The sequence below is a fragment of the Actinoplanes sp. NPDC049118 genome (assembly GCF_040648555.1).
GTDB lineage: Bacteria > Actinomycetota > Actinomycetes > Mycobacteriales > Micromonosporaceae > Actinoplanes.
This window is the reverse complement of sequence record NZ_JBEZDY010000002.1, coordinates 455,202-474,738: the sequence shown is the minus strand read 5'-3', so window position 1 is coordinate 474,738 and position 19,537 is coordinate 455,202. Positions and strand designations below refer to the sequence as shown.

The window sequence follows — 19,537 nt, the reverse complement described above, 5'->3', positions numbered from 1 at the left end:
CGGCGGCCGGGTAGTCGGCGCGATCCAGTGGGAGGCCGAGGAGGAGCCCGACTACCGGCACGCGAGCATCGACGTCTTCGTGGACCCCGCGCGGGGTCCGCCGTCGCCGATGGGTTCAGCGGATCAGCTCCGCGGCGAGCAGGTCCATGAGCAGGCCGTCGTGCCAGGCGCCGTCGGCGCCGCGCTCGTACTGCCGCATCAGCCCGACCGGCCTGAACCCCACCTTGGCGTAGCACCGGATCGCGGCCGCGTTGTCCGCCGCCGGGTCGATGGTCAGCCGGTGGAAGCGGTGCGCGTCGACCAGGTGGGCGGCCAGGGTGCGTACGGCGTCCGTGCCGACGCCGCGGCCGTGCACCGCCGGGTCCACGAAGACGTCGATGCTCGCGTGCCGGTAGTCGGGCTCCTCCTCGGCCTCCCACTGGATCGCGCCGACTACCCGGCCGCCGAGCACTATCGCGAGGTAGTGCAGCCCCTCCTCCTCGATCGACTCGACGATCTCCGGGGTGGGGTCGTCGGCGCCACGCCAGCGGGCGCGCACCTCGGGGGTGGCGCGGACGGCCGCCAGCGCCGGCACGTCCGCCGCCGTGGCCGGGCGCAGGGTGACGACCGCGCCGGTCAGCACGGGATCGTCAGGAGTGGCGGACACCGTGCTCGACACAGGTCGCCGTCCAGCCCGTGGGTGTGACCTGCACCTTCATCCGGCGGCGGCAGTCCGGGCAGAACCGCGGCGGCTCCAGCTCGCGGGCCGCGGCGCAGGCCGAGTGATCGCCCTCGGCGGCGGGTGAGCCGCAACGGTCGCAGTACACCAGGACCGTCACAGCGTCGCCGACAGCGCCTTGACGGGCATCTTCAGCTCCTGCAGCAGCTCCAGGTCGGAGGTTGCCGGGCGGCCCAGCGTCGTCAGGTAGTTGCCGACGATGACCGCGTTGATGCCGCCGAGCAGGCCGTCCCGGGTACCCAGGTCGCCCAGGGTGATCTCGCGCCCGCCGGCGTACCGGAGGATCGTCCTGGGCATCGCCAGCCGGAAGGCGGCGATCGCGCGCAGCGCGTCCTTGCCCTCCACTACCGGGCGGTCACCGAGCGGGGTGCCCGGCCGGGGGTTGAGGAAGTTGAGCGGGACCTCGTGCGGGTCGAGCTCGGCGAGCTGTGCCGCGAACTCCGCGCGCTGCTCGACGGACTCGCCGAGGCCGAGGATGCCGCCGCAGCAGACCTCCATCCCGGAGTCGCGCACCATCTTCAGCGTGCCCCAGCGCTCCTCCCACGAATGGGTGGTGACCACGTTCGGGAAGTAGGACCGGCAGGTCTCGAGGTTGTGGTTGTAGCGGTGCACGCCCATCTCGACCAGCTCGTCGACCTGCTCCTGGGTGAGCATGCCCAGGCTCGCCGCGACCTGGATGTCGACGGCCTCCTTGATCGCCTTGACGCCCTCGCGCATCTGGGTCATCAGCCGCGCGTCGGGGCCGCGGACGGCCGCCACGATGCAGAACTCCGTCGCGCCCGTCGCCGCGGTCTGCTTCGCCGCCTCGACCAGCGAGGGGATGTCGAGCCAGACCGCGCGCACCGGCGAGGTGAACAGGCCGGACTGCGAGCAGAAGTGGCAGTCCTCGGGGCAGCCGCCGGTCTTGAGTGAGACGATGCCCTCGACCTCGACCTCCGGGCCGCACCACTTCATCCGGACGTCGTGCGCGACCTGGAGCAGCTCCGGGAGGTCCGCGTCGCGAGTGCGGAGGACCTCGAGGATCCCCGCCTCGTCGAGCCCGGCACCGTCGGCAAGAACCTGGGCCCGGGCCCGGTCGAGGATCTCTGGCATGCCCGTACCCTACAAGGCGTTCCGGCCGCCGGGGTTGCCGGAGCCGGGTGATAGTTTGCCCGGCGAGCGGGTCGGACAGCGAGGGTGAGGGTGCTTTGGCGGGCTGGCAGGAGGCGCTGGAGCGCCAGGCCCGCACGCGGGCGAAGGCCGGGCTCACCCGGACGTTGCGGCACCGCGCCGCCGACGACTCCGTCGTCGATCTGGCCGGCAACGACTATCTCGGCCTGGCCGTGCATCCCGAGGTGATCGCGGCGTCGGTCCGGGCGCTGCGGGCGTACGGGCTGGGTGCCACGGGCTCCCGGCTGGTGCGCGGCTCGACGGACGCTCACGAGGCCCTTGAGACGGAGCTGGCCCGCTGGCTCGGCGCCGAGCGGGCGCTGGTCTACTCCTCGGGCTACCTGGCCAACCTCGGCGCGGTCCGCGCGCTGGCCGGCCCGGAGACGCTGCTGGTCTCGGACCGCTACAACCACGCCTCCCTGATCGACGGCTGCCGGAGTTCGGGCGCGGAGGTGGTCGTCGCACCGCACGCCGACCCGGCCGCACTGGCGGCGATCCTCGCGGCGCACCCCGGCCGGGCCAAGGTGTTCGTCACCGAGTCGGTGTTCTCGGTGGACGGTGACCTGGCGCCGCTGGCGCAGGTGCATGCGGTGACCTCGGCACACGACACCCTGCTGCTCGTCGACGACGCGCACGCGATCGGCATCCTGGGCCGGGCCGGCGCCGGTGGCGTCGCGGCGGCCGGGCTGGCCGGCCGGCCGGACGTCGTCGTCACGGCGACCCTGTCGAAGTCCCTCGGCGGCGCGGGCGGCGTGGTCGCCGGCCCGGCGGCGCTGATCCGGCACCTGGTCGACACCGGGCGCACCTTCATCTACGACACCGCGCCGCCGCCGGCCGTGGTGGCCGGCGTGCACGCGGCCCTGCGGGTGACCCGCGCGGCGGACGACCGCCGGGCCGTCCTGGCGGCCCGCGGCGAGCTGACGGTCCGCCGGCTGCGCGCGGCCGGGTTCACGGTGTCGGCGCCGGCGGCGGGCGTGCTCTCGGTGCACGCCCCGGGCCCCGAGGCGGCGCTGAGCTGGGCCTCGGACTGCCGCGACCGGGGCATCGCGGTGGGCTGCTTCCGCCCGCCGTCGACACCGGACGGCTCGTCGCGCCTGCGCCTGACTCTGAACGCGGGCATCGCGGCGGAGGACTTCGACCGGGCCCTGGACGTGATCGTGGAGTGCGCACCGTGACGAGCGACGAGACCGCACCGGCCCGCTCACCAAGGGACCCCGCGGTGCCCGTGCCGGTCTCGCCGGGGGTCGGGCCCGCCGCGCCGCAGGACGCCGGCATCCCCGCCGAGGCCGTCGAGGAGATCGTGGCGGAGCCCGCGCCCGTCGCCCGGGCCGCGCCGCGCCGTGCGGAGGCCGGCGAGTGGCGCGGGGTCGTGCTGGTCACCGGCACGGACACCGACGTCGGCAAGACCATCGTCACGGCGGCGATCGCGGCGGCGGCGCAGGCCGCCGGGCTGCACGTGGCCGTGGTCAAGCCCGGCCAGACCGGCACGGCCGGGGGCGGTCCCACCGACATCGACCTGGTGACCCGCCTGGCCAACCCGCACACCGCACGCACCCTGGCGTCCTACCCGGAGCCGCTGGCGCCGCTGGCGGCCGCCAAGGTCGCGGGGTGTGCGCCCCTCGAGCTCTACGAGGTGGTCGACGCGATCCGCGCGGAGGCCGAGAAGCACGACCTGGTCCTGGTGGAGGGCGCCGGCGGCCTGCTGGTCCCGATGGGCGTGCGGCCCTCGGGCGAGGCGTGGACCCTGGCCGACCTCGCGACGACGCTGGGCGTGCAGACTGTCGTGGTGGCCCGGGCCGGCCTGGGAACGCTGAACCACACGGCCCTGACGCTGGAGGCGCTGGACCGCCGGGGCGTGCCCGCCAAGGTGGTCCTCGGCGCCTGGCCGGCCGAGCCGGAGCTGGTCCACTGGGCCAACCTGACCGAGTTGCTCCCCCACCTCGTCGGCGCCCTTCCGGACGGCGCCGGCGGCATGGAACCGGGCGTCTTCCAGCGTTCCGCGCCCGGCTGGCTGACCCCGGCCCTCTACGGCGTCCTCGACGACTGGCGGGTGTGGGCCGAAGAGGTCAGCTGACCGAGTGGGGTTTGCTCGGCTTTACCCGCCTGCCGCCGCGCGGCCGTAACGGAACGTCGCTAGCGTGTGGGACTCGTGATCCGTTCGCCGAGGGGCTGGGACTGTCGTGGATGGCATAGGCGGGCAGCTGGCGCTGGTGCTGGTGCTCGTGCTCGTGAACGCGGCCTTCTCCGGCAGCGAGATGGCCCTGGTGTCCCTGCGCGACAGCCAGGTGCACAAGCTCGAGCGCACGTCGCGCCGCGGCCGGGTGCTGGCCCGGCTGGCCCGCGACCCGAACAGGTTCCTGGCGACCATCCAGATCGGCATCACCCTGGCCGGCTTCCTGGCCTCGGCGGCCGCCGCGGTGTCGTTGTCCAAGCCCCTGGTCGAGCCGCTGAGCTTCCTCGGGTCGGCAGCGGAACCGACCGCCATCGTGATCGTCACTATGGCGCTGACCTTCGTCACGCTGGTGATCGGCGAGCTGGCACCGAAGCGGATCGCGATGCAGCGCACCGAGGGCTGGGCGCTGCTGGTCGCCCGCCCGCTGGACATCCTCTCGACGATCTCGCGGCCGGTGGTGTGGCTGCTCAGCGTCTCCACGAACCTGCTCGTCCGGCTGGCGGGCGGCGACCCGACGGCGCAGCGCGACGAGGTCAGCACCGAGGAGATCCGCGACATGGTGGCGGCGCAGCAGGACTTCTCCATCGAGCAGCGGACCATCATCAGCGGCGCGTTCGAGATCGCGGACCGGATCCTGCGGGAGATCCTGGTGCCGCGCCGCGACGTGCTGACCCTGCCGGCCGGGCTGGCCGCGCCCGAGGCGCTGACCCAGCTGATCGCCGGCGCGCACTCCCGGGCGCCGGTCGTCGGTCCGGCCGGGCTCGACGACATCTACGGGGTGGTTCACCTGCGCGACCTCATCGGCGCGCACGGGCCGGTCGACGCGGTGGCACGGCCGGGGCTGTTCCTGCCCGAGACGCTGCGGGTCTCCGACGCGCTGCGGCAGATGCGGCTCGAGCGCCAGCAACTCGCGCTCGTGGTCGACGAGCGCGGCGCGATCGACGGCATCATCACGATGGAGGACCTGGTCGAGGAGATCGTCGGGGAGATCTACGACGAGACGGACAGCGACGTGCTCTCGGTGGTGAAGGAGGCGGACGGCGCGCTGCTGATGCCGGGCTCGTTCCCGATCCACGACCTGCCGGACATCGGCTTCGACGACGCCGGCCCGGACGAGGGCGACTACACGACCATCGCCGGGATGCTGCTCGCCGCGCTGGGGCACATCCCGACCACGCCCGGCGAGGTGGTGACGCTGCCGCAGTTCACGGCCGAGGTCGTCGAGATCACCGGCCGCGCGATCACCCGGGTCCGGCTGCGCGCCCTGCCCCGCGACGACGACGAGGACTGAGGCGGGGCCCGTCCGGCCGGGCGGTGGCTCCATACCCGACAGTTTGTGCGACATAGCCGCCCCACGACGTTGATCGCCGCGAATTTGGCTTACCTGGCCATTGCGGACGACCGGGTCGCTTTCACTAAGCTCACAGTGACCGCGAGCGATCATTGCGTGAGGTGGTTCACCCGTGACGAACAGCAGCCCGGTGTCGGGCGATGCCTTCGAATATCTGGACAACGTCGGACCCGAGGAGCAGCGTCGCCTCGACGCGGTGCGCCGGTACCGGCTTGTCGACCAGCCCGTCGAGGACGCGTACGACCGGATCGCGTTCGTCGCCGGCGCCATCTTCGACACCCCGATCGCGACGGTCTCGCTCGTTGAGCAGGACCGGGTGTGGCTCGCCGCCTGCCACGGGCTCACCGGCGTCCGCGAGGTCGGCAAGGAGCCGGGCCTGTGCGCGTCGGTCATCGCGCAGGACGACGTCTACGTGATCAACAACGCGGCGGTCGACCCCCGGACGCTCGAGCATCCGCTGGTCCGCGGCGAGCTCGGCCTGCGCTTCTACGCGGCCGCCCCGATCCGCACCCACGACGGCTACCGGCTGGGCACGGTAAACGTGATCGACAACCGCCCGCGCGAGGCGACGCAGCGGCAGCTCGCCGCCCTGGAGCACCTGGCGTCGATGGTCTCGGACGAGCTGGAGCTGCGGCTGATGGTGATCCGCAGCGCCGCCGCCGAGCAGCGCATGCGCGAGTCCGTGCACTGAGCCCACCCGCGGCGGAGGCTGCACCCGGGGGACGCGCGTAGGAATCGGCGGCATCGGGTACGCCGGATGACATGCGGACTCCCCGGAAAGTCGCCGTGGTCGCCCACCGGCGCAAGACCCTGGGCGGTGGGCTCGACGAGCTGCGCCGCCTCATCACCGACGAGGGCGTCGATGATCTCGCCTGGTTCGAGGTACCGAAAAGCCGAAAGGCCCCCAAACGGGTGCGTAAGGCGCTTGAGGGCGACATCGACCTGCTGATCGTGTGGGGCGGCGACGGCATGGTGCAGCGCACGCTGGACACGCTCGCCGGCACCAAGGGCGGGGCGAAGGTGCCGGTCGGCATCATCCCGGCCGGCACCGCCAACCTGCTGGCCACCAACCTCGGCATCCCGCACGACCTGGCGCAGGCGGTGCGGATCGCCTTCCACGGCCGCCGGCGCCGGCTCGACCTCGGCGTGCTCAACGGCGAGCACTTCGCGGTGATGGCCGGCATCGGCTTCGACGGCGCGATGATCCAGGACGCGGACGGCGGGTTGAAGGACCGGATGGGCAAGCTCGCGTACGTCTGGACGGGCCTGCGCCACGTGGACGACCCGGCACCGAAGGCGAAGATCAAGGTGGACGGCACGCGGTGGTTCTCGGACGAGGCGAGCTGCGTGCTGGTCGGCAACGTCGGCATGGTGACCGGCGGCATCACGGCGTTCGACGACGCCCGGCCGGACGACGGCTGGCTGGACGTCGGCGTGGCGACCGCCCGCGGCGCGACGCAGTGGGCGCGCACGATGGGCTGGATGGCGGTGGGACGGTCGGAGGACTCGCCGTTCGTGCGCATGACCCGCGGCCGCCGGATCGACGTGAAGCTGGCCGAGCCGCTGAGGTACGAGTTGGACGGCGGCGCCCGCGAGGCGGCGCGGAGGATCCGGATCGACGTGGCGCCGGCGGCCGTCGAGATCTGTGTCCCGGACGGCGAATCGGACGAGCGATAGAAGGTTTGCGTGGGGGTTCGGCGAAATCCGCGGCATGTCCCGGTTGCACAGGTCTGGCCCGCGGCGGGCCGACCTGACAGAGTGCCCGCATGATCTGGAAGGGACGGCCCGGCGAGGTCGCCGCGCTCGGGCTCCTGCTGGACCGCACCTACGCCGAGGTCGCCGAGGCGGGCGCGCATCCGCACCGGCTGGACCGGCCCTTCCTGCTCGGGCAGTTCGACCTGTGGGACCTGCACCTGCTGCCCGCCGTGGCCGCCGCGGCCGCACCGGTCCGGGTGCGGGGCCGGGCCGCCCGCGCGGTGTGGCGCAGCCTCGGCGCACGCGCGCGGCCGGAGCACGGCGACTGGCTGCGGGCGCACCTGACCGGGCTCGGCATCGAGCCCGGTCCGCTGCTCGACCCCGCCGCGGGCGGCACGCACCCCGGCACCGCCGAGCCGGCCGGCCCGGGCGCCGGACGCCTCGGCACGCTGGCCGTGCTGCAGCAGCGCATCCTGAAACGGCTGAGCGGCATGAGCGACCTCGGCCGGCTACGCCGCTGGGAGCTGGCCGCGGCGGGCACGGTCTGCGCAGGGCTGGGCACGGAGACGATCCGCATCGCCGGGGGTCTCGGCGGAACGGCACGCCGCGAGCGTTCGGCGGACCGCCGGCTCCGGGCGCTCGTCGAGGACGGCGACGGCTGGACGCGCGCGTTCCTGCGGACCGCGGCCGCCGGCATCGACGACCTGGCCGTGCCGGAGGCGGCCGGCGTGGCCACCCCGGCGCCCGAACGGATCACGGTCGGCAACGCCGGCCGTCTCCTCGACGGCCTCGACTTCACCGGCGCGCGGATCCGCGCGGTCGACGGCACGGACCCGGCGCTCATCCACCTCGACCTGCGCCGGGCCGATCGGGACCGGGAGGCGATCTGCCTCATCGTCCTCAACGTGCCGCGGTTCCCGGCGCGCCCCGACGTGCCGCCGGACGGTCTCGCCCTCGCCGGCAGCCCGCGCATCGAGGCGGGCGCCGACGACATCGAACTCACGATCCCGCTCGCCGGCGGCGACTGGACCGTCCGGGCCGCCGCCGGCACCTGGTACGCCGACTGAGCGCGCCCGCCCGGCCGTCGGCCGATCAGGCGATCTGCTGCCACCAGCCGTCGACGGCCGGCGGGTCGTCGACGTCAACCCGCTCGCCCGGCCTCGGAACCGCCAGGCGCACGTCGCGCGCCTTCGCCTCGCGCCAGGCCCGGTCGGCCGGCTCCGGCCAGTCGTGCAGGGCCAGGTTGAAGGTCGCCCAGTGCACCGGGATCATCAGGCCGCCGCGCACGTCGACGTGGGTCGCGACGCCGTCCTCCGGAAACATGTGGATGTCCGGCCAGGCGTCGCCGTAGGCGCCGATCTGCACCAGCGTCACGTCGAACGGGCCGTGCTCCTCGCCGATCTCGGCGAAGCCCGGGAAGTAGCCGGTGTCGCCGCTGTAGAACGCCCTGCGGTTCGGGCCGGCGATCACCCAGGACGCCCACAGCGTCTCGTCGCGGGAGAAGCCGCGACCGGAGAAGTGCCGGGCCGCGGTCGCGACGAACTCGATCCCGGCCACCGTGGCCCGCTCGTTCCAGTCGAGTTCGATGATGCGGGTCGCCGGGACGCCCCAGCGCTCCAGGTGCGCGCCGACGCCCAGCGGCACCAGGAACGGCGCCGCCTGCAGGTCGACCAGGTTGCGGATCGACTCCATGTCGAGGTGGTCGTAGTGGTCGTGCGAGATCAGCACGGCGTCGATCGGCGGCAGTTCGCGCAGGGCGATCGGCGGCTCGTGCAGGCGCTTCGGGCCGGTCAGCCGCGACGGCGAGCAGCGCTCGCTCCACACCGGATCGAGCAGGACCCGGCGGCCCTCGATCTCGATCAGGGCGGAGGAGTGGCCGTACCAGGTGACGTAGAGGCCGCTCGGGTCCGTCCCGCCCGGCTCCGGCCGGACCAGCGGGACCGGCGCGGACGGGTACCGGCGGTCACGGTCGGTCAGGGCCGAGGCCAGGATCCGCGGCATCGCGGCGGCGGTCACCTCGCTCGCGCGGACCGTGTTGCGGAACTTGCCGTCGGCGAACTGCGGCGACCGGAGGTACCGCGCGCCGCGCTCACCGTCGGCCCGGGCGCCGATCCTGCGGGCGCCGATCTGCAGCGGGATGTCGCGCGCGGCCCACACCGCGGCGGCCCCCAAAGCCAGGGCGATCCATGCCCCGGTACGCCCCCGACGGCCGTCTGCCTGTTTCGCCATGCGCGATTCCTCCGTGTCAGTTCTGTCCCGACTGCCAAGTCTGACCGCCCGCGGACGCAAAGCGCCACCGTGGTGCTGTGGATCTCCTCAGCTAGGGGACATCGACGCCTCGACCGTGACCGTCGACACCTTCCGGAGGTACCCGGGCCCGGATGCGCCACGGGCCGGCCGGGCCGGATGCATTAGCGTCGGGCACATGGACGATCCACGCGCCCGGCGCCTCTTCGGCGACCGGCTCGTCGCCCCCGGCGACCTCGCATCCAGCCCCTTCCGCGTGGACCGCGACCGGATCGTCAGCTCGCCGTTCTTCGCCCGGCTGGGCGGAGTCACCCAGGTGATCAGCCCCGGCGGCGGCGGCCTGCTGGTGCACAACCGCCTCACCCACAGCCTCAAGGTCGCCCAGGTGGGCCGGGCGATCGCCGAGCGCCTGCTGCGCGATGAGCGGTACGGCGACGTGCTGGAGAAGCTGGGCGGCTGCGACCCGGATGTGGTCGAGGCGGCCGCCCTGGCGCACGACCTGGGCCACCCGCCCTTCGGCCACCTCGGCGAGCGGGTGCTGGACCGGCTGGCCCGGCAGCGGCTGCGGCTGCGGGACGGCTTCGAGGGGAACGCGCAGTCGTACCGGATCGTGACGAGCACGGAGATCCGCAGCCAGGCCACGATCGGCCTGAACCTGACGGCCGCGACCCGCGCGGCGATCCTTAAGTACCCGTGGACCCGGCGTACCTTCCCGACACCGCACCCGCGCCACATGGACCCGCCGCCACGCGGTGCGGCGGCGCCGCCGGACGACCCGGACGGCGGATCGCTGAAGTTCGGCGCGTACTCGACCGAGGTCGAGGACATGGTGCAGGCCCGGCTCCCGTTCGCCGGCCTGGTCGCGGACTGGCAGCAGACCGCGGAGGCCTCGGTGATGGACACCGCCGACGACATCGCGTACGCGATCCACGACCTCGAGGACGTGCACCGGGTCGGTGTGCTGCAGCAGGGCGCGGTGGCGGCGGAGCTGATGGCGTGGCAGCGCTCGGCGTTCCGCGACGTGCCGGACGAGGAGCTCGCGTCGTTCGGCCGCCCGGGCAGCGCCATCGAGGCGCTGCGCCGCCAGTTGCACCGCAAGGACGGCTGGATCAGCGACGACGACGCCTTCGCCGCGGCGGTGGAGCAGGTACGCGCGGAGCTGGTCGACGGCCTGCTGAGCGCGCCGTTCGACGGCTCGCTGGAGGCGGAGGCGCAGGTCGCGGCGTTCTCGGCGACCTGGACCCGGCGGCTGGTCGAGTCCATCGAGGTCACCGAGTCGCCGGCGGTGCGCTCGGGCCACGTGCTGCTGGCCCCGGCGCAGTGGCACGAGGTGCAGGTGCTCAAGTTCGTGCAGAACCGGTTCGTGCTGGCCCGCCCGGACCTGGCGCTGCACCAGCGCGGTCAGGCCCGGCTGTTGAGCTCGCTGGTCGAGGCGCTGCTGGCCTGGCTGGCGGACCCCGACGAGACCGAGCGGCTCCCCCGCCGGATCCGCGACCTGGTGGAGCTGGCGGAGGCGGAGCTGCCGGAGGGCACCGGGGACCGGCTGGGCCGGGCCCGCGGCCGCGCGGTGATCGACTTCGTGGCGGCCCTGACGGACAGCCAGGCGATCGCCCTGATGGAGGCCCTGTCCGGCCGGTCACGTCAGCTCTGGACAGACGCCTTCGTCCTCTGACAGCTGAACCGCCGCCGTGGCGATTCTCCAACAACGGTGTAAGTATGTAATCAACACCGAAGTTGGAGGTTGCCATGCGCTTCCGTCCGCCCTCCGGGGCCCGTACCGAGCCGCCGCCCGCCGATGACGCCGCCGCCTGGATCACCGGCGCCTCGCCCGACGGGTGGTTCACCGAGCCGCCGCGGGTCGTCGTCGATCGCGACGAGATCATCATCTGGGGCCGGGTGCCGACGCCGGAACTGGGCGACGACGCCACCGACGCCGACCGGTCCGCCGCGCAGGCCGGGCGGATCCACCAGTTCCGGGAGGACACCCGGGACGACCGGATCAAGGTCGCCCTGCAGGTCGAGCACCGCTACCAGCGCAAGGTCAGCTGGGGTGCGCGCTGCGGCGACACCGAGGAGCTGTTCACCCACCTCTCCGCGCCGGTCATGACGCGGCTGCGCCAGCCGGAGCGGCAGGTGCTCGACACGCTTGTCGACGCCGGCGTCGCCCGCAGCCGGTCCGAGGCGCTGGCCTGGTGCGTGCGCCTGGTCGGCGAGCACACCGAGGACTGGCTCACCGACCTGCGCGACGCCATGACCAAGGTCGAGGACCTGCGCCGCCGCGGCCCCGGCACCGCCTGAGCAACCGCCGGGTCGTGCGGAGGGCCCCCGCACGATCCGGCGTACGCGTGTCCCGCTACCGGCACGCACTAGGGTGAGCGGCGTGCTGCCCGAGGTCAATGCCACCCGATATGTCACCCCGTTGCGTGAGGGCGGGTCGCTGCCCGGCATCGTCGAGGCCGACAACCTCGGCACCTACGTGGTGAAGTTCCGCGGCGCCGGCCAGGGCCCCAAGGCGCTGATCGCCGAGGTGATCGCCGGAGAACTCGCCCGGCGGCTCGACCTGCCGGTGCCGGAACTGGCCGTCACCCACCTGGACCCGGTCGTCGCGCGCGCGGAGCCCGACGAGGAGGTGCAGGAGCTCATCAAGGCGAGCGCGGGCGCCAACCTCGGCATGGACTACCTGCCCGGCGCGCTCGGCTACGACCCGGTGGCGCACCCGGTCGAGGCCGACCTCGCCTCGCGCACGCTGGCGTTCGACGCCTTCGTGGAGAACGTCGACCGCAGCTGGCGCAACCCGAACCTGCTGATCTGGCACGGCGAGCTCTGGCTCATCGACCACGGGGCGACGCTCTACTTCCACCACAACTGGTCGCGGGCCGGCAGCGTCGCGCACCGGGCGTACACCTGGGACGACCACGTGCTGAAGCCGTACGCGACGACGCTGGCGACCGCGGGCCCGGCCCTCGCCGCCGATCTCACGCCCCGGTTGCTCGAGGAGGTCATCGCGCTGGTGCCGGACGTGTGGCTGGCTGAGTTCGACTTCCCGAGCGCCGACGAGGCCCGCGCCGCCTACCTGGAACACCTGCGGACCCGGGCCGCCGGCTCCGCGGCCTGGCTGCCGGGGGCGGCCGCATGAGGACCCCCTACGAGTACGCGATAGTCCGCGCGATCCCCCGGGTCGAGCGGGGCGAGCTGATCAACGTCGGCGTGGTCCTCTACTGCCAGCGTCTCGACTTCCTGGCGGCCCGCACGCACCTGCACGAGGATCGGTTGCTCGCCCTCGATCCGCACGCCGACCTGGACGGCATCCGGGCGGCGCTGAAGTCCTGGGAGACCACCTGCGCCGGCGGCGCGGACGGCGGCGCGGCCCGGAAGATGAAGCCGGGCGAGCGGTTCCGCTGGCTGGTGGCGCCGCGCAGCACGATCCTGCAGGCCGGCCCGGTGCACATGGGCCTGGCCGAGGACCCGTCCGCCGAGCTGGACCGGCTGGTGGAGCTGCTGGTCCGGTAAGCACCCGTGCGTCTAGGTAGTGGTGCTACCTTCTGGCGCGTGGATCGGCGGACGCAGTGGCTGCGCGGGGTGCTCGACCTCTGCGTGCTCGGCGCGCTCGCCCGCGGCGAGTCCTACGGCTACGAGATCGCCCAGCGGCTCGAGGCCGGTGGCCTCGGCGTCATCGCCGGCGGCACGCTCTACCCCGCCCTGCTCCGGCTGGAGCGCCTCGGCCTGGTCGTCGCCGACTGGCGCTCCGGGGCCGGCGGACCGGCACGCAAGTACTACCAGCTCAGCGACGAGGGCGTCGCGACCCTACGGAGCGCCGGCGCGGACTGGGCCGTCTTCGTGGGCAACGTCAACGCAATCATGGAGGTCCCGTGACCGTCGATGACTGGCTCGCCGCGCTCTCGGCCGAGCTGCGCCGCCGCCGGATAGACCCGTCCGGCCCGGTCGGCGAGGCCGCCGCGCACCTGCGCGACAGCGGCCAGTCGCCGCTGGAGGTCTTCGGGCCGCCGGCCGCCTACGCCCTGGCCGTCGTGGTCAGCCTGCGGGACGCGACCGGGGAGCAGCTCCGGCCGCCGTCGGGCGAGCCGCGCCTGCGGGCCACCGGCATCACCAAGCGGTACGGCCGCAGAACCGTCCTGGACGGCGTCGACCTGAGCGTGCACGCCGGCGAGGTGCTGGCGATCATCGGCGCCAACGGCAGCGGCAAGAGCACCCTGCTGCGGATCTGCGCCGGGCTGCTCTCGCCCGACTCCGGTCACGTCCGGCTCCGCGGCACCGTCGGCTTCTGCCCGCAGAGCGGCGGCACGTCCGACTTCCTCACCCCCGACGAGCATTTCGTGCTGGTGGGCGCCGGACGCGGCGTCGGCCGTACGGAGGCGAAGGCGCGCGGCCGCTCGCTGGCCGCCGCCCTCGACTGGGCCGGGGCGCCGCGGGCCGGGGAGACCCGGCACCTGTCCGGCGGCACCCGGCAGAAGCTGAACCTGATCCTCGGCCGGCTCGGCGACCCGGACGTGCTGCTGCTCGACGAGCCGTACCAGGGCTTCGACAATGGCACCTATCTGGACTTCTGGCAGCAGGTGCTGCGGTGGCGCGACGCCGGCAAGGCGGTCGTCGTGGTCACCCACCTGCTCAACGAGCTGGACCGGGTGGACACGGTGCTGGACCTGACACCGGGCGGCATGCGATGAAGAAGACCCTGGTCGTGGCCGAGATGGCGCTGCGCGAGATCTCCCGGCGCCGCGGCGTGCTGATCCTGCTGGCGCTGCTGCCGCTGGCGTTCTACTACAGCCGCCGCGGCGAGGCCTACTGGCAGTCGGTGCGCTTCGTGTCGCTGGGCATCGGCTGGACGCTGAGCACCGCCGCCCTGTTCGCGGGCAGCGCGGCGCGCGCCATCGAGCCCCGGCTGCGGATCGCCGGTTACGCCACCCATCAGCTCTACCTGGGCCGGCTCGGCGCGCTGTGGACCGTCGGGCTCACCCTCGCGCTGCCGTACTTCCTGCTGATCCGCTTCGACCTCGACACCGTTCGGTACGACGCCATCGCGCTGATCCTCCTGCTGACCGTCGCGGTGGCGCCGCCGCTCGGCCTGGCCGTTGCCGCGCTGCTGCCGCGCGAGCTGGAGGGCATGCTGGTGCTGCTCACGATCGTCGCCATGCAGATGATGCTCGATCCGGACAAGACCGCGGCGCAGGCGCTGCCGTTCTGGTTCACCCGCGAGATCGGCACCTACGCCGTCGAGAGCGGCGCCGGCGCCGACCACGTGGGCCGCGGCCTCGTGCACGCCGCCGCGACCCTCGCCGTGTTCCTCGGCGTCGTGGCGCTGGCCACGACGCTGCGGCTCAGGCGCCGGTCGCACGTCTCCATCGTCTGAGGCTGCCCGCCCCGGCGGCCGGGGCGCGACCCCCGTCCCGCCGTACCGGCAGAAGCGTGCCGGTCCGGGCCCGACAATCGGCCCCGAGCAGGCACACTGTGCCGATGGACCTGCCGATCAACCCGCCCGTCAAGCCGATGCTGGCCAAGCCGATCGCCGCCATCCCGCCCGGGCAGCTCTACGAGCCGAAGTGGGACGGCTTCCGGTCGATCATCTTCCGCGACGGCGACGAGGTGGAGATCGGCAGCCGCAACGAGAAGCCGATGACCCGGTACTTCCCCGAGGTCGTCGAGGCGGTGCTGGCGAACTTCCCGCCGCGGTCGGTGATCGACGGCGAGATCATCGTCGCCGACACGGCCCGCAACACCCTCGACTTCGAGGCCCTGCAGCAGCGCATCCACCCGGCGGCCAGCCGGGTCAAACTGCTGTCCGAGCAGACCCCGGCCGGCTTCGTCGCCTTCGACCTGCTGGCGCTGGGCGACGAGGACCTGACGTCGCTCCCGTTCGCCGAGCGCCGGGCCCGGCTCGAGCAGTGCCTCGCCACCGCGAAGCCACCCGTCTATGTCACCCCGGCGACGGACGACCTGGAGACGGCCCGGCGGTGGTTCGCCGAGTTCGAGGGCGCCGGCCTGGACGGGCTCATCGCCAAGGGCAAGGAGCTCGGCTACGAGCCGGACAAGCGGGTGATGTCCAAGATCAAGCACAAGCGGACGGCGGACTGCGTGGTCGCCGGCTACCGCGTGCACAAGTCGGGCGAGAACCGGATCGGCTCGCTGCTGCTCGGCCTGCACGACGAGCGCGGCGTCCTGGTCTCGGTCGGCGTGATCGGCTCGTTCCCGATGGCGGTACGCGAGGAGCTGTTCGTCGAGTTGCAGCACCTGGTCACCACGTTCGAGGGGCATCCGTGGAACTGGGCGGCGCACGAGCAGGGCGAGCGCACCCCGCGCCGTAACGAGGTGAGCCGCTGGAACAACGGCAAGGACCTCTCGTTCGTGCCCCTGCGCCCCGAACGGGTGGTCGAGGTGCGCTACGACTACATGGAGGGCCCGCGCTTCCGGCACACCGCACAGTTCGAACGCTGGCGGCCGGACCGGGAGCCGGCCTCGTGCACCTACGAGCAGCTCGAGCGGCCCGTGCGCTTCAACCTGGCGGACGTGCTCACGAGCCGCTGACGCTCGCTGTCCGACCCCTCGCGTAGCCTCGTGCGAGCAAGAGCCGATCGAGAAAGGCCGCGCATCGTGCCGCGTACCCCCCGCCTGGTCCTGGCCGCACTGATCGCCGCGGTCGTCGCGACCGCCGGTTGCACGCTGCCGGTGTTCGCGCCCGATTCCGACGGCGCCGCGCCCGCCGCCACCGGCGGCAAGGCGCCGCCCGCGGTGCCCGGCACGCAGGCGCAGTGGGCGGCCTGCCCCGAGATCCCGCAGAAGCTGGTCGGCCGCGGCGCCTCGGGCATGACCTACGACTGCGCGTCCGTGGCGGTGCCGCGCGACTGGGCGGCGCCGCGGAGCGGCCAGACCTACGACGTCGCGATGATCCGGATCCGCTCGCGCACGCAGCGCGACCGGATCGGCTCGCTGCTCATCAACCCGGGCGGCCCCGGCGGCTCCGGCATCGACACCGCCGTCTACCTCTCCTTCGGCCAGGCGCTGGGCGGACTGCCCACCGAGGTCACCGACAGGTTCGACATCGTCGGCTTCGACCCGCGCGGCGTCGGCCGGTCCAACCCGGTCAAGTGCATCAGCAACGAGGACCAGGACGAGTCGTTCGCGGCCGAGCCGGACCCGAGAACCGAGGCCGAGTTCCAGGAGATCGTCGCGCTCAACAAGCGCGTCGCGGGCGGCTGCGGCGTCAAGTACGGCGAGCAGCTGCCGCTCTTCTCCACCGAGCAGGCCGCGCACGACGTGGACGCGATCCGCGCGGCCGTCGGCGACCCGAAGACGACCTACCTCGGCTACTCGTACGGCACGCTGCTCGGCGCGACCTACGCCCAGCTCTACCCGGACAAGATCCGCGCCCTCGTGCTGGACGGCGCGGTCAACCCGAAGCAGGACTTCGTGGCCGGCTCCGAGGCGCAGGCCAAGGGCTTCGAGCGCGCGTTCGCCAACTTCACCACCTGGTGCAAGACGAACCCCGCCAAGTGCCCGATCGGGCCGGACGCCCGCGGCGCGGTCACCGACGCAATGGCCAAGGCGGACGCGTCCCCGGTCGAGGGCGACGACGGCCGCACCGCCACCTCCGGCTGGATCTTCGTCGCGGTCATCTCGTCGCTGTACACCGAATCGGGCTGGCAGCAGCTCGCCAAGGCGGTCGACGACCTGCGCCGCGGCGACTCCTCAGGCATCTTCGACTTGGCGGACCAGTACGCGGACCGCAAGGCGGACGGCACCTACTCCAACCTGTTCGACGCGAACCTCGCGGTGAACTGCGCGGACACCGACGACGCGCCGACGGTCGAACGGATCCGGCAGCTGCAGAGCGACTGGCGCAAGAAGTACCCGCTGTTCGGCGCGCCGCTGGCGATCGGCATGATGCCGTGCACGTTCTGGCCGGGCGCCAAGGACCCTTACCCGGTCGGCCGGGCGGCCGGCGCACCGCCGATCGTCGTGGTCGGCACGACGGGCGACCCCGCCACGCCTTACGAGAACACGGCCGAGCTGGCCTCCATGCTGGGCACCGGCCGGGTACTCACCTGGGAGGGCGAGGGCCACACCGCGTACCCGAGCACGAAGTGCATCGTGGAGGCGGTGGACGGCTACCTCATCGATCTGACGGTGCCGAAGGAGGGTCTGCGCTGTCCACCGCAGTGACGCCCTCGCGGGCGGCGAGCTCCTCGAGGAGCCGGCGCACGTGCCGCAGGTTGTTCTTCAGCTCCTCCTGCTCCTCGTGCTGGAAGGCATCGTGATCGACGATGAGCTTGCTGGCGAAGTGCGCCGTGATCAGCGGCACCACGATCAGCACCATGACCGAGATGAGCAGGGCGGCCATGAACCGCCCCTGCAAGGTCTCCGGTGAGAAGTCCCCGTAGCCGACCGTCGAAGCGGTCACCACGGCCCACCACAGGGCATCGCCGTAGGACTCCTCCTCGAAGAAGTGGTAGAGCACGCTGCACGTCACGATGAGGAGCAGGTAGGAGAGGATCAGGTTCCGCGGGGAGTTGGCGAGCCGGACCAGCCCGCGGTAGATCGCCCGGAAGGGTGTCAGCAGCACACGCATCCGGACATCGTGCACCGGCCGGCCGGCCGGCGGCTCAGCCCGACGGGCGTGTCAGGATGGCCGGGTGGCCCAGACGATCTTCCGAACTGCGACCAGGGCGGACGTCCCGGCGATCCTCGACCTCCTGACAAACGACGACATAGCCCGCTCCCGCGACTCGGCGCCCGGCAGGTCCGCGTCCGGACAAACCGGGGTCTCCGAGGAGGCCGACGCGGCCTGCTGGGCGGCGTTCGAGGCGATCGACGCCGACCCCCGCAACGAGCTGATCGTCGCGGACGAGGCCGGCGCGGTGGTCGGGACCTGCCAGTTGACCTTCGTTCCGTCGCTGAGCCGCCGCGGCGCGGAACGCATGATCATCGAGGCGGTCCGGGTCCGCGATGACCTGCGCGGCCGGGGCGTGGGCCGGGCCATGATGCTGTGGGCCCTCGACCGGGCCCGCGAACGCGGCTGCGGGCTCGCCCAGCTGACCACGGACAAGCGACGGACCGACGCACACCGCTTCTACGCGGCCCTGGGCTTCGAACCGTCGCACGAGGGCTTCAAGCTGAGCCTCTGACCAGGGCCACGACCGCGGCTACCTACTCGCCGTTTTCCCAGTTCGCGGCGTTCTTGCGGCTTGGCTGGACCCGCGGGGGCTCCCCCGGCATCTTCGGGTGGTCGGGCGGATAGGGCAGGTCCCCGGACCCGGCCGCGGCATCGCGATCGGACCACTCGAGCAGCGGCGCGAGGTCATGGGCGACGTCGTCGATCGCCGCGTGCGGGTCCCCGGCGGCGGCGAACCGCGCGGGCACCGTACGCAGGTCGAAGTCGTCCGGCTCGACCCGGGTCAGCTCATCCCAGGTGACCGGCGTGGAGACCGTCGCCCGGGCGTTGGCCCGCAGCGAGTACGCGCAGGCGATCGTGCGGTCCCGCGCCATCTGGTTGTAGTCGATGAAGACCCGCTCGCCGCGCTCCTCCTTCCACCAGGCCGTGGTGATCCGATCGGGACTGCGCCGCTCGACCTCGCGGGCCAGCGCGATGGCCGCCCGCCGCACGTCGACGAACGGGTGTTCGGGCGCGATCCGCACGTAGACGTGCACCCCTCGGCCGCCGGAGGTCTTCGGGTACCCGGTCCAGCCGAGGTCGTTGAGGACCTCGCGGACCACGCCGGCCGTGGCCACCACGTCGCCGAAGTCGGTGCCGGGCTGCGGGTCCAGGTCGATGCGCAGCTCATCCGGGCAGTCCACCGCGTCGCCGCGGACCGGCCAGGGGTGGAAGACGACCGTGCCCATCTGCGCCGCCCAGGCCACGTGTGCGAGGTCCGCCGGGCACAGCTCGTCGGCCTGGCGGCCGCTCGGGAACGAGATCGTCGCGGTCTCGATCCAGGGCGGCACCCCGCGGGTCGGGATCCGCTTCTGGAAGAACGCCTCCCCCTCGATGCCGTCGGGGAAGCGTTGCAGGGTCGTCGGGCGCCGGCTCAGGGCGCGCATGATGCCGTCGCCGACCGCGAGGTAGTACTCGAACACGTCGCGCTTCGTGTAGCCCGGGCCGGGAAAGACGATCTTGTCAGGGCTGCTCAGCCGTACCGGACGACCGGCGACCTCGATCTCGACGGCGGGTGACTTGGCAGATGGGGCCATGCGA

Annotated in this window: 22 protein-coding genes; 16 read left to right on the top strand and 6 right to left on the bottom strand. The window is 73.1% G+C overall.

Going from position 1 to position 19,537, the window contains the following annotated elements:
• Positions 1-115 precede the first annotated feature (115 nt).
• Genes AB0B58_RS04725 through bioB form a run of 3 tightly spaced genes read right to left on the bottom strand, consistent with a single transcriptional unit; the run spans position 116 to position 1,810 of the window.
• Entirely contained in the window at positions 116-622 is a 507-nt protein-coding gene (locus AB0B58_RS04725) for a GNAT family protein (protein ID WP_360217535.1), read from the bottom strand.
• A 7-nt stretch (positions 623-629) separates the two neighbouring features.
• Positions 630-818 carry a hypothetical protein gene (locus AB0B58_RS04720; RefSeq protein WP_360217423.1) on the bottom strand — a complete coding sequence of 63 codons (189 nt, stop codon included), beginning with the start codon at positions 816-818 and terminating at the stop codon, positions 630-632.
• A complete protein-coding gene (gene bioB / locus AB0B58_RS04715) occupies positions 815-1,810 on the bottom strand; it encodes a biotin synthase BioB (RefSeq protein WP_360217420.1) in 996 nt (331 codons plus the stop codon). Before bioB ends, AB0B58_RS04720 begins: the two co-directional genes overlap by 4 nt.
• A 95-nt stretch (positions 1,811-1,905) precedes the next feature.
• Here bioB and AB0B58_RS04710 point away from each other — a divergent pair, with 95 nt between their 5' ends.
• The 6 genes from AB0B58_RS04710 to AB0B58_RS04685 all read left to right on the top strand — a co-directional run bounded on the left by AB0B58_RS04710 (position 1,906) and on the right by AB0B58_RS04685 (position 8,153).
• The gene (locus AB0B58_RS04710) at positions 1,906-3,042 is read left to right on the top strand and encodes an 8-amino-7-oxononanoate synthase (protein WP_360217417.1); all 1,137 of its coding nucleotides are present in this window, start codon (positions 1,906-1,908) and stop codon (positions 3,040-3,042) included.
• A 194-nt stretch (positions 3,043-3,236) separates the two neighbouring features.
• Entirely contained in the window at positions 3,237-3,941 is a 705-nt protein-coding gene (gene bioD, locus AB0B58_RS04705) for a dethiobiotin synthase (RefSeq protein ID WP_360217532.1), read from the top strand.
• A 106-nt stretch (positions 3,942-4,047) separates the two neighbouring features.
• Complete coding sequence (locus AB0B58_RS04700) at positions 4,048-5,331, top strand: hemolysin family protein (RefSeq protein WP_360217414.1); 1,284 nt, start codon at positions 4,048-4,050, stop codon at positions 5,329-5,331.
• Between the two features lie 172 nt (positions 5,332-5,503).
• Positions 5,504-6,082, top strand: a complete 579-nt coding sequence (locus AB0B58_RS04695; RefSeq protein WP_360217411.1) for a GAF domain-containing protein — start codon at positions 5,504-5,506, stop codon at positions 6,080-6,082.
• 71 nt (positions 6,083-6,153) lie between these two features.
• Positions 6,154-7,068, top strand: a complete 915-nt coding sequence (locus AB0B58_RS04690) for a YegS/Rv2252/BmrU family lipid kinase (protein ID WP_360217408.1) — start codon at positions 6,154-6,156, stop codon at positions 7,066-7,068.
• An 89-nt stretch (positions 7,069-7,157) separates the two neighbouring features.
• The gene (locus AB0B58_RS04685; RefSeq protein ID WP_360217405.1) at positions 7,158-8,153 is read left to right on the top strand and encodes a hypothetical protein; all 996 of its coding nucleotides are present in this window, start codon (positions 7,158-7,160) and stop codon (positions 8,151-8,153) included.
• 25 nt (positions 8,154-8,178) lie between these two features.
• Here the strand turns inward: AB0B58_RS04685 and AB0B58_RS04680 are convergent, their stop codons facing one another.
• Positions 8,179-9,315: an MBL fold metallo-hydrolase gene (locus AB0B58_RS04680; protein ID WP_360217402.1), complete on the bottom strand. Its 1,137-nt coding sequence runs from the start codon at positions 9,313-9,315 to the stop codon at positions 8,179-8,181.
• 196 nt (positions 9,316-9,511) lie between these two features.
• On the opposite strand from AB0B58_RS04680, the gene dgt reads away from it, so the two are divergent.
• The 9 genes from dgt (at position 9,512) to AB0B58_RS04635 (ending at position 17,508) form a co-directional block, all read left to right on the top strand.
• The gene (gene dgt, locus AB0B58_RS04675; RefSeq protein ID WP_360217399.1) at positions 9,512-11,005 is read left to right on the top strand and encodes a dGTP triphosphohydrolase; all 1,494 of its coding nucleotides are present in this window, start codon (positions 9,512-9,514) and stop codon (positions 11,003-11,005) included.
• A gap of 74 nt (positions 11,006-11,079) precedes the next feature.
• On the top strand, positions 11,080-11,631 hold the full coding sequence (locus AB0B58_RS04670; RefSeq protein WP_360217396.1) for a hypothetical protein: 552 nt from the start codon (positions 11,080-11,082) through the stop codon (positions 11,629-11,631).
• A gap of 82 nt (positions 11,632-11,713) precedes the next feature.
• Positions 11,714-12,469 carry a HipA family kinase gene (locus tag AB0B58_RS04665; protein ID WP_360217393.1) on the top strand — a complete coding sequence of 252 codons (756 nt, stop codon included), beginning with the start codon at positions 11,714-11,716 and terminating at the stop codon, positions 12,467-12,469.
• Entirely contained in the window at positions 12,466-12,843 is a 378-nt protein-coding gene (locus AB0B58_RS04660) for a DUF3037 domain-containing protein (protein WP_360217390.1), read from the top strand. Before AB0B58_RS04665 ends, AB0B58_RS04660 begins: the two co-directional genes overlap by 4 nt.
• A gap of 39 nt (positions 12,844-12,882) precedes the next feature.
• Complete coding sequence (locus AB0B58_RS04655) at positions 12,883-13,206, top strand: PadR family transcriptional regulator (RefSeq protein WP_360217387.1); 324 nt, start codon at positions 12,883-12,885, stop codon at positions 13,204-13,206.
• On the top strand, positions 13,203-14,018 hold the full coding sequence (locus tag AB0B58_RS04650; RefSeq protein ID WP_360217384.1) for an ATP-binding cassette domain-containing protein: 816 nt from the start codon (positions 13,203-13,205) through the stop codon (positions 14,016-14,018). Before AB0B58_RS04655 ends, AB0B58_RS04650 begins: the two co-directional genes overlap by 4 nt.
• Positions 14,015-14,701, top strand: coding sequence for a hypothetical protein (locus AB0B58_RS04645; RefSeq protein ID WP_360217381.1), 687 nt, complete (start codon positions 14,015-14,017; stop codon positions 14,699-14,701). The genes AB0B58_RS04650 and AB0B58_RS04645 overlap by 4 nt, the downstream gene beginning before the upstream one ends.
• Positions 14,702-14,805: 104 nt before the next feature.
• Positions 14,806-15,873 carry an ATP-dependent DNA ligase gene (locus tag AB0B58_RS04640; RefSeq protein ID WP_360217378.1) on the top strand — a complete coding sequence of 356 codons (1,068 nt, stop codon included), beginning with the start codon at positions 14,806-14,808 and terminating at the stop codon, positions 15,871-15,873.
• A gap of 66 nt (positions 15,874-15,939) precedes the next feature.
• A complete protein-coding gene (locus AB0B58_RS04635; protein ID WP_360217375.1) occupies positions 15,940-17,508 on the top strand; it encodes an alpha/beta hydrolase in 1,569 nt (522 codons plus the stop codon).
• On the opposite strand, the gene AB0B58_RS04630 is transcribed toward AB0B58_RS04635, so the two are convergent.
• Positions 17,459-17,914 (bottom strand): potassium channel family protein, encoded by a 456-nt coding sequence (locus tag AB0B58_RS04630; protein ID WP_360217372.1) that lies wholly within the window; start codon positions 17,912-17,914, stop codon positions 17,459-17,461. The two genes, AB0B58_RS04635 and AB0B58_RS04630, sit on opposite strands and share 50 nt — an antisense overlap.
• Before the next feature lie 64 nt (positions 17,915-17,978).
• Here AB0B58_RS04630 and AB0B58_RS04625 point away from each other — a divergent pair, with 64 nt between their 5' ends.
• Positions 17,979-18,470: a GNAT family N-acetyltransferase gene (locus AB0B58_RS04625; RefSeq protein ID WP_360217369.1), complete on the top strand. Its 492-nt coding sequence runs from the start codon at positions 17,979-17,981 to the stop codon at positions 18,468-18,470.
• Positions 18,471-18,492: 22 nt separating this feature from the next.
• Here the strand turns inward: AB0B58_RS04625 and ligD are convergent, their stop codons facing one another.
• Positions 18,493-19,533 (bottom strand): non-homologous end-joining DNA ligase, encoded by a 1,041-nt coding sequence (gene ligD / locus AB0B58_RS04620; protein WP_360217366.1) that lies wholly within the window; start codon positions 19,531-19,533, stop codon positions 18,493-18,495.
• Positions 19,534-19,537: the final 4 nt, after the last annotated feature.

Coding starts and splice junctions, on each gene's coding strand:
- bioB (WP_360217420.1), bottom strand. CDS start 1,810: ATGCCAGAGATCCTCGACCGGGCCCGGGCCCAGGTTCTTGCCGACGGT.
- AB0B58_RS04690 (WP_360217408.1), top strand. CDS start 6,154: ATGCGGACTCCCCGGAAAGTCGCCGTGGTCGCCCACCGGCGCAAGACC.
- AB0B58_RS04685 (WP_360217405.1), top strand. CDS start 7,158: ATGATCTGGAAGGGACGGCCCGGCGAGGTCGCCGCGCTCGGGCTCCTG.
- AB0B58_RS04680 (WP_360217402.1), bottom strand. CDS start 9,315: ATGGCGAAACAGGCAGACGGCCGTCGGGGGCGTACCGGGGCATGGATC.
- dgt (WP_360217399.1), top strand. CDS start 9,512: ATGGACGATCCACGCGCCCGGCGCCTCTTCGGCGACCGGCTCGTCGCC.
- AB0B58_RS04670 (WP_360217396.1), top strand. CDS start 11,080: ATGCGCTTCCGTCCGCCCTCCGGGGCCCGTACCGAGCCGCCGCCCGCC.
- AB0B58_RS04660 (WP_360217390.1), top strand. CDS start 12,466: ATGAGGACCCCCTACGAGTACGCGATAGTCCGCGCGATCCCCCGGGTC.
- AB0B58_RS04645 (WP_360217381.1), top strand. CDS start 14,015: ATGAAGAAGACCCTGGTCGTGGCCGAGATGGCGCTGCGCGAGATCTCC.
- AB0B58_RS04640 (WP_360217378.1), top strand. CDS start 14,806: ATGGACCTGCCGATCAACCCGCCCGTCAAGCCGATGCTGGCCAAGCCG.
- AB0B58_RS04630 (WP_360217372.1), bottom strand. CDS start 17,914: ATGCGTGTGCTGCTGACACCCTTCCGGGCGATCTACCGCGGGCTGGTC.
- ligD (WP_360217366.1), bottom strand. CDS start 19,533: ATGGCCCCATCTGCCAAGTCACCCGCCGTCGAGATCGAGGTCGCCGGT.